General features: G+C 37.8%; 16 protein-coding genes. 12 read left to right on the top strand and 4 right to left on the bottom strand.

Annotated elements, in window-relative coordinates; genetic code table 11:
* Positions 1–51: 51 nt before the first annotated feature.
* From AAHI02_RS14570 to AAHI02_RS14520, 11 genes are all read left to right on the top strand, one after another.
* Positions 52–618 carry an acyltransferase gene (locus tag AAHI02_RS14570; protein WP_346983865.1) on the top strand — a complete coding sequence of 189 codons (567 nt, stop codon included), beginning with the start codon at positions 52–54 and terminating at the stop codon, positions 616–618.
* A gap of 32 nt (positions 619–650) precedes the next feature.
* Positions 651–1,118: a glycosyltransferase family 2 protein gene (locus AAHI02_RS14565; protein WP_346983864.1), complete on the top strand. Its 468-nt coding sequence runs from the start codon at positions 651–653 to the stop codon at positions 1,116–1,118.
* A 367-nt stretch (positions 1,119–1,485) separates the two neighbouring features.
* Positions 1,486–2,046, top strand: coding sequence for a glycosyltransferase family A protein (locus AAHI02_RS14560; RefSeq protein ID WP_346983863.1), 561 nt, complete (start codon positions 1,486–1,488; stop codon positions 2,044–2,046).
* Positions 2,003–2,326, top strand: coding sequence for a hypothetical protein (locus tag AAHI02_RS14555; protein WP_346983862.1), 324 nt, complete (start codon positions 2,003–2,005; stop codon positions 2,324–2,326). The genes AAHI02_RS14560 and AAHI02_RS14555 overlap by 44 nt, the downstream gene beginning before the upstream one ends.
* Positions 2,326–3,489 (top strand): glycosyltransferase, encoded by a 1,164-nt coding sequence (locus tag AAHI02_RS14550; RefSeq protein WP_346983861.1) that lies wholly within the window; start codon positions 2,326–2,328, stop codon positions 3,487–3,489. The genes AAHI02_RS14555 and AAHI02_RS14550 overlap by 1 nt, the downstream gene beginning before the upstream one ends.
* 26 nt (positions 3,490–3,515) lie before the next feature.
* Positions 3,516–4,664 (top strand): glycosyltransferase, encoded by a 1,149-nt coding sequence (locus AAHI02_RS14545; protein ID WP_346983860.1) that lies wholly within the window; start codon positions 3,516–3,518, stop codon positions 4,662–4,664.
* Between the two features lie 12 nt (positions 4,665–4,676).
* Positions 4,677–5,231 carry a serine acetyltransferase gene (locus AAHI02_RS14540; protein ID WP_346983859.1) on the top strand — a complete coding sequence of 185 codons (555 nt, stop codon included), beginning with the start codon at positions 4,677–4,679 and terminating at the stop codon, positions 5,229–5,231.
* A gap of 261 nt (positions 5,232–5,492) precedes the next feature.
* Positions 5,493–6,161: a carbonic anhydrase gene (locus AAHI02_RS14535; RefSeq protein ID WP_346983858.1), complete on the top strand. Its 669-nt coding sequence runs from the start codon at positions 5,493–5,495 to the stop codon at positions 6,159–6,161.
* Between the two features lie 22 nt (positions 6,162–6,183).
* Positions 6,184–6,483 (top strand): hypothetical protein, encoded by a 300-nt coding sequence (locus tag AAHI02_RS14530; protein WP_346983857.1) that lies wholly within the window; start codon positions 6,184–6,186, stop codon positions 6,481–6,483.
* A 147-nt stretch (positions 6,484–6,630) separates the two neighbouring features.
* Positions 6,631–8,223, top strand: coding sequence for a SulP family inorganic anion transporter (locus AAHI02_RS14525; RefSeq protein ID WP_346983856.1), 1,593 nt, complete (start codon positions 6,631–6,633; stop codon positions 8,221–8,223).
* Between the two features lie 47 nt (positions 8,224–8,270).
* A complete protein-coding gene (locus tag AAHI02_RS14520) occupies positions 8,271–8,906 on the top strand; it encodes a carbonic anhydrase family protein (RefSeq protein ID WP_346983855.1) in 636 nt (211 codons plus the stop codon).
* 1,078 nt (positions 8,907–9,984) lie between these two features.
* Here AAHI02_RS14520 and AAHI02_RS14515 read toward each other — a convergent pair.
* Entirely contained in the window at positions 9,985–10,218 is a 234-nt protein-coding gene (locus AAHI02_RS14515; RefSeq protein ID WP_346983854.1) for a hypothetical protein, read from the bottom strand.
* On the bottom strand, positions 10,175–11,542 hold the full coding sequence (locus AAHI02_RS14510; RefSeq protein WP_346983853.1) for a fibrinogen-like YCDxxxxGGGW domain-containing protein: 1,368 nt from the start codon (positions 11,540–11,542) through the stop codon (positions 10,175–10,177). The genes AAHI02_RS14515 and AAHI02_RS14510 overlap by 44 nt, the downstream gene beginning before the upstream one ends.
* Positions 11,543–13,446: 1,904 nt before the next feature.
* Between AAHI02_RS14510 and AAHI02_RS14505 the strand changes: the two genes are divergently transcribed.
* Positions 13,447–13,710: a hypothetical protein gene (locus tag AAHI02_RS14505; protein ID WP_346983852.1), complete on the top strand. Its 264-nt coding sequence runs from the start codon at positions 13,447–13,449 to the stop codon at positions 13,708–13,710.
* 28 nt (positions 13,711–13,738) lie between these two features.
* On the opposite strand, the gene pth is transcribed toward AAHI02_RS14505, so the two are convergent.
* Complete coding sequence (gene pth / locus AAHI02_RS14500; protein ID WP_346983851.1) at positions 13,739–14,302, bottom strand: aminoacyl-tRNA hydrolase; 564 nt, start codon at positions 14,300–14,302, stop codon at positions 13,739–13,741.
* Between the two features lie 87 nt (positions 14,303–14,389).
* Positions 14,390–15,325 carry a hypothetical protein gene (locus AAHI02_RS14495; RefSeq protein WP_346983850.1) on the bottom strand — a complete coding sequence of 312 codons (936 nt, stop codon included), beginning with the start codon at positions 15,323–15,325 and terminating at the stop codon, positions 14,390–14,392.
* Between the last annotated feature and the right edge of the window lie 39 nt (positions 15,326–15,364).

The raw sequence follows: 15,364 nt of genomic DNA, 5'->3' as shown, positions 1-15,364 counted from the left end.
AAATATATATTTTTTTTAATTACACAAAACTATTATATTTGTAATGCAAATATGACGAAAAATTTACACCGATGGCTTTCAATATTTTCGAGAAAATCCAAAGAAGAAATCAAATTTCTCTTCTTAAAAAAACATAAAAAAGTATCCTTTAAAGATATTAAACTAGGGAATTACAACCATTTCATCATTGACCCTGATATTCAAATCCTGAAAATAGACCATGCTGCATCTTTAAGAAATTTCATCCATATTTTTGTCGGTAAAAAAGCATCGCTTGAGATTGGAAAAAATTTTTTCATGAATAATTTCTGCTCCATCAATTGCCTTGAAAGCATAAGCGTAGGTGATAATACCTTATTCGGGGAAAATGTAAAACTCTATGACCATAATCATCACTACGAAACCACACCGGATTTTAAAATTCATCCTAATCAATTTAATACAGAACCGATAACGATAGGCAATAACTGCTGGCTGGGAAGCAACGTAACTGTTCTTAAAGGAGTTAGCATAGGAGACAACTGCATTATAGGCGCAGGATGTGTGATTTATAAGGATGTTCCATCGAACACCATCCTCATAAATCGCCAGGAATTGATAAGCAAAAGCTCTATCTGAATTATTAAATTTCATAATCATAAACACAAATAATGAAATTTTCGATACTTATTGCTCATTATAACAATGCCGTCTTTTTTAAAGACTGTTTTAATAGCATCATAAAACAAACTTATTCCAATTTTGAAGTGATCATCGTTGATGATTGTTCTAAAGAATCTGAAAAACAGAACATAAAAAAAATAATTGCGGATGACAATAGATTTTTCTTTTATGAAAATCAACATAATAAAGGGGTAGGATACACTAAGAAAAAATGCGCAAATCTCGCTACAGGTGATATATTAGGATTTGTGGATCCTGATGATGCATTAGTTCCTGATGCTTTAGAGGAAAGTATAAAAGCATTTAAAAATAAAAATATTATTGCGGCTTATTCTCAATTTTATCTCTGTTCTTCCGAGCTTATTCCACAAAAGCTGTTTCCGAACTCAAGAAAAGTAAAAAACAAGCAAAAAAAATTTCTGAATCTCGATTTTGAAGTAAATCACTTTTTTTAGCTTTCGAAAAACAGGGTATGAAAAAACTGATAAAATAAATGAGCACCTTACCTCTTCTGTCGATCAGGATTTATATCTGAAATTATATGATCAGGGAAAATTTCATTTCATAAAAAAAGGGTTGTATTTGTATCGTATTCATAAAAATGGGGTTTCACAAAATCAGAATAAAAAAGAAAAATTATATGAAAACTGGCATATTGTATTGTATGAAACACTCAAAAGAAGAGGAATAAAAAAGGTTTTTAATAAATCTATTGATGAGATCAAAAATCTTCCGGCTTATTTATACGAAAAACGCAACACTCTATTTTTCAAAATTATCCGTAAAATCTCATATGAGATGATCCCATAAATAACACAAATAATGAAATTTTCGATACTTATTGCCAATTATAATAACGGTAAATACTTTAAAGACTGTTTTCAATCTCTTCTGTCTCAAAAATATCAGAATTGGGAAGCCGTTATTCTTGATGATGCTTCCACTGATGATTCTGTAGAGATTATTAAGAAAATAGTGGAAAATGACGAGCGGTTCAGAATTTATCATAATGAAACCAACAGTGGCGTCGGAGTTACCAAAAACAAACTGATAGAACTGGCGAAAGGAGAGATCTGTGGATTTGTGGATCCAGATGACGCTATCCTGTCGACGGCAATATCTTCAAGTATAGAAATTTACCAAAAGAAACCGGATGTGGTACTTACCTATTCCCTTTTTACAAAATGTGATGAAAATCTCAAACCTCAGGAAGTTTTCAACGGCGGAAAACAGATCATCAATCAATCTCCTTATTTTTTTAACAGCCCTATTGAAATCGCTCATTTTGTGACGTTTAAAAAAAATATTTACAACCAGACGGAAAAAAATGGATACCTCTATGAAAATTGCCGAAGATCAGGATCTCTATCTGAAAATGTATGAAAAAGGAAAAGTGTATTTTATTAATGAACCGAATTATCTCTACCGAATGCACTCTGGCGGAATTTCTCAAAATGAAAATAAACAGAAATCAAGAGAATATTTTGCTAAAGTGATTCTCAATGCGATGAAACGGAGAAATTTAAAAAATATTAATGGAAGACCTGTTCCGGAACAATTCAGACATGCTGATGAAATCTATACTCTCCTCGAATACCAGAATACATTGATTTCAAAAATAAAGAGAAAGATAATCATCGTTATTCAGCAAATTTTTAATTAATGATTAAAAAAGACAAAATAAAAGTTCTGTTCAGACATCGCTCAATGGAAATGGGCGGTGTGGAAAAGGTGGTTTTGAACATGCTTAACAACCTCAACAGGGAAAAATTTGAGCTTACAATATGCCTTAATATCAATCAGGGTGAGCTGCGGAACGAATTTCCTTCCCACGTCAGAAAAGTATATATAGCAGAAGGCAAGGAAGATCTTTCAAAAAATCCACTGATCCAAAGATTACAGTTGGCAATACGATGGATAAAACTTAATAAAGCCCGAAAAGATCCCTCTATTGCAGACCGTATTCTTCAGGACCAATTTGATGTGGAAATTGCAACAACGTATTCAGTTTACGAAACGGTCCTTAATTCCAGCAATAAAAACTCAAAAAAAATTGCGTGGCTGCATTCTGATCTTACCCTTCCCTCTTTTAATCCTTACCGTGACAATATTTTCAACAGTATGAAGCAGTTTGATTATATCATCTATGGCTCCCAGCAGTGCAAAAATGTTTTGGAAGAAAAGTATCCCGATGTACAATTTCCTCCCGGAAAAGTGATTCTCAATGCAATACCTGTTGAAGAGATTAAGGAAAAAGCGCTGGCTTTCAAACCTGAATTTGAAAATATACCTACATTCGTTTCAGTGGGACGACTGGATATAAGAAAAGGATACAGAACTCTTCTGGAAGCACACCAAAGACTTCTGGCAGACGGATATGCTCATCATATTTACGTGATCGGAAACGGGGAAGATTACGAAATCCTCTCCAAAAGAATTGATGAACTGGGAGTAAAAAAAACTTTCAGACTTCTAGGTACACTGATTAATCCTTATCCGTTTGTAAAAAATGCTGATTTCTACATTATGCCTTCTGAAAGTGAAGGCTGGCCATTAATTATTGCGGAAACCCTGATTCTGCAGAAACCGATCGTAGCAACAGCAGTGGGCGGTGTTCCTGAAATGATCGATCATAAGATGACCGGATATCTCACCGAATATTCCCAGGAAGGTCTTTATCATGGGATTAAGGAGTTCCTGACGAATAAAAATCTGGTTGAAAATATTCAAATGAATCTGGCAGATATTGAGGATGAATTCGACAATAAAAAGATTTTTGATGCTGTTGAAGAAATCATCGAAGAATTGGCTCGAAAACAGGAATGATTAATAAAGGAATTCAAAATACAATGATGAAAAAGAAAAAAATTCTTATCCGAATCGGTTCATTGCGCCATGGTGGTGCAGAAAAGGTATTGATTAATTTCCTAAAAAATATTCCTCCGAATAAATATGAGATTGATCTTCTTCTGAATCTATACTCCGGACTCTACATAAAGGACGTTCCTTCCTGGATAAATCTTCACTACCTGATAAAAGGTGAAATGATCACGACCAACAGACCCAAAGATATTCCTATAAAAGCTTTCAGGGTTCTATATGAGAAAATGTTTCTTTGGTTTCCTTTTCTGCTTTACAGGTTTATTTTAAAAAATAAAAAATACGACGTGGAAATCGCAGGCATTCATGGTCTTTATAAAGAAATACTTTCAAGCCCACAGAAAAATTCAAAAAAAATCATTTGGGTGCATAACGACGTTTTTAGTATACGAGGTTATACTCCTAAGATAATTCGTAAGTTTTTCAGATTTAACAGGATTCTTGTGATCTCAAATAAAATCCTCGACGGAATGTATGATCTGGCACAAAACGAAGATGAGAAAACTGCAGTTATCAAAATATTTAACCCAATTGACCGGAATGAAACACTGAGAAAAGCAGATGTTGAAATTTATAATTTTCCTTTTACAGAAAACCTTCCCACATTTATAAGCATCGGTACAATATTTCCACAGAAAGGGTACGACCGACTGCTGAATGTGCATAAAAGACTGATCGATGAAGGATTGAAACATCAGCTGCTAATTATTGGAGATGGTTATGATTTTAATACTATTCAGGATCAGCTTAACAGGTTAGGAATTAAAGAAACAGCTAAAATGTTTGGATTCACCGGCAATCCTTATCCTTACCTGAAAAAAGCAGATTTTTATGTATCGTCTTCCAGGCATGAAGGTTTCCCTACGGTTATTGCAGAAGCACTGATCTTCCAAAAGCCTATTTCTGCAACTGATGTTTCCGGAATACGGGATCTTCTGCAGGACGGTATGCTAGGAAACATCACCAAAAATTCTGAAGAAGGAATTTATGAAGGCATGAAAATGTTTCTTACTGAGAAAAGTGTTACTGAAGCATACAGAAAGAGAATTAAAGAGTCCGAACTTCCTTTTACTTTGGAAAAATCAGTAGCACATCTTCAAAAAATTATTGACGAAGTTTAAAAAAAATCCATAATGGCAGGTTATTCCATCATCCAAAAAGATTTTTACCGTGAAAGCGGAAAATGGCTTTCCGGCATACAGATCATTACAAAATGTATTAATCCGAATCTGCACTTTATTTATCTGCTGAGAAAAGCACAGAAATACAGAAAAACACCGTTGATCGGTATATTTTGGAGATTAATTTTAAGACATTACCAGATCAAATATGGTTACCAGATCTATCCCGAAACAGAAATCGGAGAAGGTTTCTATATCGGGCATTGGGGCTCATTGGTCATCAATCCGAAGGTGAAGATCGGTAAGAACTGCAATATCGCGCAGGGCGTAACGATCGGTCAGCAGAACCGGGGAAAAAATGCGGGTTTCCCGTTAATTGGTGATGAGGTCTGGATCGGCACCAATGCGGTGATCGTAGGGGGAATTACCATCGGTCACAATGTTTTGATTGCCCCGAACGCTTATGTTAATTTTGATATTCCGCCGCATTCTGTTGTTATGGGAAATCCTGGCACCATTTATCCTTCAGAAACAGCTACACAAGGATATATTAATAACAAAATCTGAAAATTAATCTTGTAATTTTAATATTGATTTTTTTAGGAATTGTTCGTAATTTTATCGAAATACACCATTTGTGTATATTTTGCCAATTGCAATTAGCCGAAAAATAAGATATAAAGCATGATTTTAAGCATATTTTAATATTAAATTTTGTTAAATGTATTTGCTTTTTCATCAAATATTCTATTTTTGTAGTGTTATTGATTTAGTCTATTGATTTTAAAAATAATTTACACGAAATAAATAATTATAAATAGTTAAATTATGTCACAATCGTACGAAGTTATTTTTGAAAACAACAGAAAATGGGTAGAATCCAAATTGGAAAACAACCCGGATTTCTTTCACGATCTGGCTAAAGCCCAGAATCCTGATTACCTGTACATTGGATGTTCAGACAGCAGGGCAACCGCGGAAGAACTGATGGGAGCTAAGCCCGGTGAAGTTTTTGTTCACAGAAATATAGCCAATATCGTCAATACTTTGGATATGAGTTCCACAGCCGTTATTCAATATGCTGTAGAACATCTGAAAGTAAAGCATATTATTATCTGTGGCCATTACAACTGCGGCGGTGTAAAAGCAGCGATGACACCCGAAGATCTCGGATTGCTGAATCCATGGCTGAGAAACATCCGCGACGTTTACAGACTTCATCAAAGCGAGCTGGATTCTATCGAAGATGAAAGCAAACGTTATGACAGGCTTGTAGAACTTAATGTTCAGGAGCAATGTATTAACGTTGTAAAAATGGCCTGTGTACAGGAAAGATATATCTTAGAAGAGTATCCTGTTGTTCATGGGTGGGTATTTGACCTCAGAACAGGTAAGATCATTGATCTGGAAATTGATTTTGAAAAAATCCTCAAAGACATCCAGAAGATCTATAACCTTACAAGTTCTGACTGGGTCATGAGCAGAAAGACCAAATAGTTTTTCTAAAAAAGAATGTGAAATGAAACTCTGGAGTATTATTACATTACTGTTTTTTCTGAACTTCACGGCTTTACCGGGTATTGCCTCGGTTTTCGGCTGGGATCTCACAAGAACAAATGTCGTGATCAGTGAAGAAGAGCCACATTCTCACCCTTCATCTTTTATTGTTTACGAAAAGACACTTCCAAAACCTCTGGATGTATTCGATTATCTTAAATTTTTCGAAACCTCCCTGGAAGAAAGATCTTTTGTGCTGGTAGATGATTCCTTTCATCTGTCACCTTTACTCACCATATTTTCTCCGCCTCCGGAAGCTTAATTATTATAATCAGAATTTTTAATGCATATTCATATCATTTTTGATATCGGATACCCATGTACTATTATAAAATTTAAATTTCCAATCTTATGCAATTGATTTATTGAAGCCATAATAAATCAGTTCTATTCACAGCAGTTTGATATCATGAAAAAAACATCATTAATAGGAGGAATAAAGGAGAATTTCCCTTCAGGACTCGTCGTATTTTTAGTAGCGTTACCCCTTTGTCTGGGGATTGCACTGGCATCAGGAGCGCCACCTTTATCCGGAATTATCGCGGGTATCGTGGGAGGTCTTGTGATAGGCTCAATAAGTAACTCCAACATCTCGGTATCGGGACCGGCGGCAGGATTAACAGCCATCGTTCTTACAGCAATTACCGATCTCGGTGCATTTAATATTTTTCTTTGCGCGGGAATTATTGCGGGAGTTATTCAGTTGGTCCTAGGATTTATAAGGGCAGGAAGTATTTCCAACTATTTTCCCAATAACGTTATTGAGGGAATGCTTGCCGCTATCGGGATTATTATTATTTTAAAGCAGATTCCACACGCACTGGGATTTGATAAAGACTATGAAGGTCATCAGTCGATCTTCGATAACGGGCTGAACTTCGGCTATTTTTCCGAACTGTTCGGAGCCGTGCATCCGGGAGCGATTGTTGTGACGCTTGTTTCCGTAGGAATATTAATCATCTGGGATAAAGTTCATGTTTTAAGAAGAATAAAAATGCTTCCGGGGGCTCTTGTAGCTGTGGTCGCAGGAATTATCCTGAATGAACTTTTTAAAATAACAGGAAGCTCGCTGGCCATACAGACCCAGCATCTGGTATCTCTTCCGGTTCCGCAGTCTCTGGATGATTTCAAGAATCTTATCACCCTTCCGGACTTTACAGGCTTTACCAATCCGAAAGTATGGGTTGCCGGTGCGACCATTGCCATCGTAGCTTCTATTGAGACCCTTCTTTGTATTGAAGCATCAGACAGGCTCGATCAGCAGAGAAGAATTACGGATACCAACCTTGAGCTTAAAGCACAGGGAATCGGAAACCTGGTAAGCTCATTTATCGGTGGACTTCCAATGACTTCAGTGGTTGTACGAAGCTCTGCCAATGCCAATGCGGGAGCAACCTCGAAATTATCGGCGATTATTCATGGAGTCCTTTTATTACTATGTGTTTTGTCTATTCCCGTTGTATTAAATCTTATTCCTCTGGCAACTTTGGCAGCAGTATTGATCTTAGTCGGATACAAGCTGGCCAAGCCGGCGACCTTCAAGCATTTCTGGCATCTGGGCAAATTTCAGTTCATTCCGTTCGTGGCAACAGTTATTGCTGTTGTGGCAACAGATTTATTGAAGGGAGTAGGAATAGGCCTTGCGATTTCCATTTTCTATATCCTGCAGGGAAATATGAAAAGAGCGTATTATCTCAGCAGAGAGAAACTGAATGACGCAGACGGAATTACTATCAAACTGGCTGAGGAAGTTTCATTCCTGAACAAAGCTGCGATTAAAAAAACATTGAAGAATATAAAACCGAACTCTACCGTAATTATTGATGCCAAAGGAACGTCCTATATCACGACCGATGTCTTAGAGATGATTCAGGATTTCGCCAATATAAGGGCCAAAGAAGAAGACATCAATGTAGAATTGTTAGGGTTCAAAACATCATACAGAGACTATGAAAGAGACGAAGATTCTCATATCGTAGTCACCCATAAAAGAGCCATGTAGGCTTATTGTTTAATAATTTTTTAACTTTAAAAATATAAATAGATTATATGAAAGCACATACTCACGAAACTCAGTCTACCATTACTCCTGAAAGAGCATTGGAATTTCTGAAGGAAGGAAATCAGAGATTTGTCAATAACCTGAAAGCCAACAGAGATCTTCTGGAGCAGGTAAATGCTACCCGCGAAGGACAATGGCCGTTCGCCGTGATCCTGAGCTGCATAGACAGCCGTACTTCTGCCGAGCTTATTTTCGATCAGGGGCTGGGAGATGTTTTCAGCATCAGAATTGCCGGAAATTTTGTGAATCAGGACATCCTGGGTTCTATGGAATTCGGATGTAATGTAGCCGGTTCCAAGCTGGTAGTTGTATTGGGACATACCAAATGTGGTGCATTAAAAGGCGGTCTTGATGCCGCAAAAATCGAAGGACTGGGAATGGATAACCTGAACCATCTTATCAATCATTTCGACCCAATCATCAAAGAAGTGATGGAAGATGGAGAAGAGCGTTCTTCAGCAAACAGTTCACTTTTAGAAAGACTGAATCATCAGAATGTAAAAAGTGCGATTGAAGATATCCGTAAACAAAGCTCAACACTCAGAAAGCTTGAGCAGGACGGTAAAATTAAAATCGTAGGCGCCAATTATGATGTGGAAACCGGAGTTGTAAGCTGGTTGTAACATTACCCCTTCTGTCTAGGAACAGAACGCAGAACAATTAAAATAGGTTATAGTTAGATAAATTGGAAATTACTTTCTTAAAAGTACATCAGAGAGGCCATCGCTTGCGGTGGTCTTTTTGTATGAAATCACCAACACTCTTATGTGATATTCATTATTAACATCACACTGCCATTCTGAACACAGCGAAGCGAAGTGAAGAATCTCTCTGTATTTACTAGCGCAACGTTCGCAAGAGGCATTTACCGTAAGCATATTCGGCTCCGCTCAGCCACCAAGATTCCCCACTCTCCCACTCTCAAACCTTCCCACTCTAAAAATCTCAATCCTTACACTCAGTATCAATGGTGACTGAGGCGACTCGAAGCCACCAGTCCTTCCAGTGTACGCGGGCCTTCGAGACCCTCAGGCCCCGCCAGTCGACTACTTTTCGTCGTTCCATAGAAAATTCCATATTCATATACTCTATAACACTCCAATTCTCCCACTTTAAAACCCTGAAACTCTCCGACTCCAAACTCTCCCACAAAAAAACTCCGGCCGGGAAACCTTTCCCAAACCGGAGTGCATTCATACTATTAAAACTATCCTGTAAAAAGAGTCGCTTTCCGAGAGATGTTCTCATCGGCCGATGAGAACACCTTATCACGCTCGAGATAACCTCCTTATCACGCCCGATGAGAGACCCTTGCGTCGGGCGACGAAAGCGTCTCTCGGAAAATAGAGACCGGCTGTTTACGCTACCGTCAATATTTATCGAGGGTAGCGATTCTCGTATCCTTCAGTAAAGTACCGCCTCCATACTGTGTCACCACTTCCAGATGATACGTTCCTGTGGGTAATAGTATTCATTTCATTACTACAGAACTCACGTACTAAGGAAACGCCATACCGCGAGCGAAGGAAACACCTTCCTCGGACCTAAGGACAAGGTTGTTGACTGGCAATATCCTTAAAACGTTATCGTAGAGATACGCTTTGATTTTGTGTAATATTGACATTGTAGTTGTTTTAATTATTGTTTGTTTAAACCTTCAAGGTTTCCGATACCTTGAAGGTTTAGTTGTTAGTTAAAATACTATCTTACCCATGTAGATGCCCATGGATCTCCATTAGATGTTCTGTTGCTTACTTGGTCTCCCATAAACCAGTGTACTCCATTAGTATTACCACAATCATGATACATGGTTGGCCATCCAGTAGTAGTTGTACCTGTACAATTAGCACCATACCATATCCATGTACCTATAGGAGCAATTGTTGTATTATTACTGAAATCTTCCGGCGCCCCCCGATCTGTGCCAGGTTCCAAGTCCTAGTAACGTAGTATCTGAGCTTCTTAAAGCAAGGATAGCCGGACCTCCGCTCTGAGAGGTTATTTTATTGGCATAGCTTGAAGAAGAATTTCCAGCTCTTAACTGAACCTGTGTACTAACATTGGCAATCTGCTGTACAACTGTACGAGATAGGTAGCCACTGCTGTTAGGACTTGTCATTTCAGTCTTCTGAGTTGGCGCCGAAAGACTTGATCCATTAACGGAAATAAGCATCCATCCTCCACCATTGGTATTCATATCGCAGTATGCCCTCATTGGCGAATAGGTCGTTCCCGCCTGATCAATATCCACATAGTAAATACCATCCACTGCTGTTAGCCCTTTATCCTTAATTTCTTTACAAGTAGCACAAGGTCCCAAATAGATGGTACATCCTCCCGCTGTTGTAAAGCTTATTGAACCATTACTTGTGCCGGTGTAGGTTCCCGATAAAGTATAAGTTAAATTTCCGCTGGTACTGTAGTTACCTGCGGTAAGCGTAAGGGTGAGCCCACTTTGGGTAATGGTTTCACCTGTGTAAGCACATGCACTTCCTCCAGCAGTATATGGTAATGTATAATTACCTGAATAAGCTGTTCCGTTCATCAGTCCATTAAGTCTGTATTCCGGTAATACGCTTGCCCATGATCCTCCACTGCAATTAAAGTTAGGTATTACCGTAGACGTTTTGACAGAGTTTAAGGAAAGTTTGGTCCATGTCGCCGTAAGTGTTCCGCAGGCAGCCGGAGTTCCTGATAAAGTATAGGCTACCGTCACCGTTCCTCCAGCAATCAAAGTACTGGAAGCTGTGCTTACAGAAGCCACCGAAAGTCCTGTAGCCCCTGAGAGAGCCAAATCTGATGTACTGAAAGCAATCGTAGCCGTACTGAAAGAATTATTGGTTAGGGTAACGGTGAATGTATTGGAAGCTGTCATGGCTGTCCCTGCTTTATAGATGCCGTTAAGAGCAGATGATGTAACGACCACTGCAGGTACGGAAGAATTGGAAAGCTTCTGCCAAACGCTGCCATCAAAATAGTAATAGCCTTCGGCAGTAATATTGGCAGTTTTGACACTGGGAGAAGCAACCGCCGAAAGGGCATAAACAATAGCTCCTTTTTGAGGTATATCATATTTTCCATCTTTTCCTTTGATATCAACCCCCTCCAATCTTGGGGCAATCAATCCTTCAGCGGTAGTGTTGCCGGTTGTTTTGGCGGTAATATCAAGGGTCGCTTTGGGAGAAGTATTATTAATCCCCACCTGAGCTTTAATAATAAGGCTGATGAATAGAACAGCCATTGTAATTAAATGTTTCATTGTTTTGTATTTATGTTTGTTTATGTTTTGATGACATTGTTTATTTGAACACGAAGCCCACTAAGATTTTTTTTATCTATGATGTGTTTTTTAGTTTCACAAAGCCGTTTCACTTATAAGAGAACACCAAGCCAACTATTGTAAAGACTCACACTCACTATAAATTTTTAAAAACCCCACTTTACCACTCCGATTGTCATCCTGAAAGGATCTAAGCCCGAATCTTTCAATGCTACTATTGCAAGCTATGCCGAGATTCCTAACGGAAATCGAAGATTCGACGGAGTCAATGACAAAGAGTTGTAAAATGCCGGTGACTGAGGGTCTCGAAGTCACATCCTCTGCATCAGCCGTTACACTTATAAGAGTTTGTAGAGTTTATCGTCACTTCGAGTAGATTTTGAAGAAATCGTATCAAGAAGTTTGTTTGAGGATAAATTCATTCTCGATATATTTTTTCTTCACCTTGTTACGAAAAAACACTCGAATTGACGAAACACGAATGTCACTAATGGTTGAACACTCAATTCACAAATGTTATGTGGAATTCTTTGCTGAGATCCCTACGGGATGACAAACAGAGTGGATAGTGAATGACCATTTGCTGCACAGGAAAATCAAAGATTTTCAAAAACTAATGTGTTCTTTTTGTTTTCAAAGTTGTAATCTTGCTTCTTATGTGACTTGTGTTAAAAACTCTTGTGCCCTATGATTGAAGCATAGGTGGAGGACGACCGAAATGATTGATGGTAATGCGTATAATTTGAAAAGGACGAGAAATAACTTGAATACACTTTTCTTGATCCCTTCTTGTGCTTACGAATAGAAAAAAGGAAGATGGTATTGTTTTATGCTGAAGTTTTACCGGAGAAGAGCTTCCGATAACAGCTATTGAAGATGAATTAGAAAACAGTCCAAAGGTATGTTTGCCTGTTGGACTAATTTTATAACACGTGTTTTCCGTTGGACTACTTGTGGACTTCTTATGGGAAACTTTGGGACAAGATGTTTTGATCAAAACCCTAGAGCACTTCTTAAAAGATGCTTTTCTCAGGTTTTGACTGGAAATATATACTGGAGATTCTGCATACAAATACGAGTCTTCGGATACAAAGACTACAGAATCAGAGGATACAAAGATTTGAGCGCTCAACAATGATGATACCAAGACCACCAAAAAGCACAACAATACCACGCTTTTGCGTGTGAGGGAGAGGGCTTTAGAGGGAAATATCATTTGTAGTCTCATGTTTTGTAAGAAAGTAGTCTATCGTAGACTACTTTTTTACATACAAGGCTCACCATTGCAAAACTTCTTAAAAACAGGTGTAAAACGGGGTGTAAATTCCGGCTGTTTTGCTCCAAGTTTTTCTTTAAAGACTTTATGATGAACAAAACTAAGAAATTAGAAAACAATTTGTTGTGTTTGGAAGTAAAAAGAATTTGTTTACATTTGTAGCTGAGAAAAGTAGTCTACGATAGACTACTTTTTTTCTGTTATTGCTGGTCAAAGAGAATGGGTTTAGGTGTCTTCCAAAAGCTTTGAAACATGATTTCTGAGAATGAGGGATCATCTTGCGTATAACCTTTCGATCCGTTTTTTCTCCATTTCATTACAAAAAAACCTACTCGAAATGACATAAAAATCCGATTAATTAAATATAATTTTGTCATAGACACTAAGTCATTTTAAAAATACCTACTTTTGATTAAATATCACATATTCATTATGAATATCAATTTCAATATACTATCTGTCGTATTCTTATTATGCTTCGGAGCTGCAGAAGCTCAGGAGATTTCCGGTAAAAAAAGTTATCTCTGATACACTTGCTTATGCCAAGAAATTTGAAACTAATAAAGAAAAATACATTGGTAAACCTTTTTCCCTTTTATTAAAGGATATGGCTCAGATGCAGCCCAGGAAAGCAAAGTCGGATATCCGGGAAGACAGAGACAATCCGCTTCCAAGTACGGTATTTACCTTTTCAGATAAAGATATTAATGCCGGAAAGGAGGTTACCATGGCTATCAAATGGAGAGCCGATGCTGTTCCGACGACTCCTTTAGAGTTTTTTGAGCAGGAACACAATTACCGTTTTACGGTGAGCGAAAAGAACTTTCTTGAGAAGAAGATCATAAAAGATATTACAGTTTACAAACCGTAAAGCAATTAATCTTTCCCGGCTGATATGATTATTTTCCGTTAAATGCAGACATGGTATTGTTAATCCCCGCAAATACAAAGGACAGGGAAGCTTTTGTAAACTTTTCAATTCTCTCCGGCAGTGCGGCATTTTCTTCTTCGTTCCATGTTCCCAGAACATAATCTACCTGTCTACCTTCCGAAAAATCTGCAGAGATTCCGAAGCGCAGGCGTGCATAGTTTTGAGTCTGGAGTACTTCATTGATATTTTTCAATCCGTTGTGACCGGCATCAGATCCTTTCGCTTTCATCCTGAGAGTTCCGAAAGGCAGTACCAGGTCATCCGTTATAATCAATACATTTTCCAAAGGGATATTCTCTTTCTGCATCCAGTATTTTACGGCGTTTCCTGAGAGATTCATATAGGTATCCGGTTTTAATACCAATACTCTTCTTCCTTTGTACTTTCCGTCTGCCATCCACCCGAAATTGGTGGTATTGAAAGGAACCTCCAGAATTTCTGCAATTTTATCTGCTACTTTAAAGCCTATATTATGGCGTGTATTTTCGTATTCGGAGCCTTTGTTTCCCAGCCCAACTATTAAATATTTCATCGAGAAATTTTTTGCAAAATTAAGGTATTAAAACAAAAAACTCAATCTAAGGAAAGATTGAGTTTAATAATATTTTTAAGATTGTTCTTACAATGGCTTGTAAATATAATTTACACCAAACCCTTTTCTCATATAGGTCTGAGGATCATAATTATAATTTGTTGAGAAAAGATCCGGATCAGGAATAGGAACCGAAAGGTCTGTGACCGAATATCTTTCAGGGTTATTCGGAGACAGCATCAGACTTTTGTCATCACCGTATTTTGTAGATAAAATAAAGGATATTTTATAAGCAAAAGGCAATAATGTATAAGGGTTGATCTGAGCATCATAATTGGTGTACTCATAACCAAGCTTCTCGGTAGCTGTTCCGAATGCACCGCCCGGCATGATAGGCCCGTAGCTTCTAACAACCTTAGATACATTGTCTCCTGAATATTCATACGTTGTTTCGGAATAGTCGGTAAAGCTAAATATAGCCCCAGGAACTTCGTCTCCTGTCATCATTGTAATCTTGCTCAGCTTTCCGGTCGTTGAACTGTAAACCAGTTTATAAAGTTTTTGCGTTTTTGTAAGAAGCACCCACGGTCCTGCAGGAGTTGTAGGAGGTACAGCGGGAGTTCTATTGTACACAGATCGTTTTTCAGAAATAGATTCTAATCTGGAAGTCCCATCATAGGTAAACTGCTGTTCGTAAGAAGTACTGTCTAAATCCAGTGTTCCGTTATTATCGGAATCCAGAAAACCTTTGAATGTAATTCTGCTTATTTTATCGCCACTATATTGTACATCTCTCACGGAAGCTCCTCTTGTCGTTACTTTTGACATTTGAAGCCCATTGTAATAGTACGTAGCTAATGTATCCGAATCTGTAATTTCTCTGTAAAGAGCGCGTTTACCGTTCAGCCCGCTATTGGTGTTGGTATCGAGCAGCGGATTTCCGTCTTCATCTGCTAAGTCTTTGCAAGAATGAACTGCAGAAACACTTACTAAAAGTAAAACAAAATAAAAAAGTCGTTTCATTCCGATATGGGATTATTTATTTTTCCACAAATATAATTT

The sequence above is a fragment of the Chryseobacterium sp. POE27 genome (assembly GCF_039727685.1).
GTDB lineage: Bacteria > Bacteroidota > Bacteroidia > Flavobacteriales > Weeksellaceae > Chryseobacterium.
The sequence above is the reverse complement of the archived record's forward strand: the minus strand, read 5'-3'. Positions and strand labels throughout refer to the sequence as shown.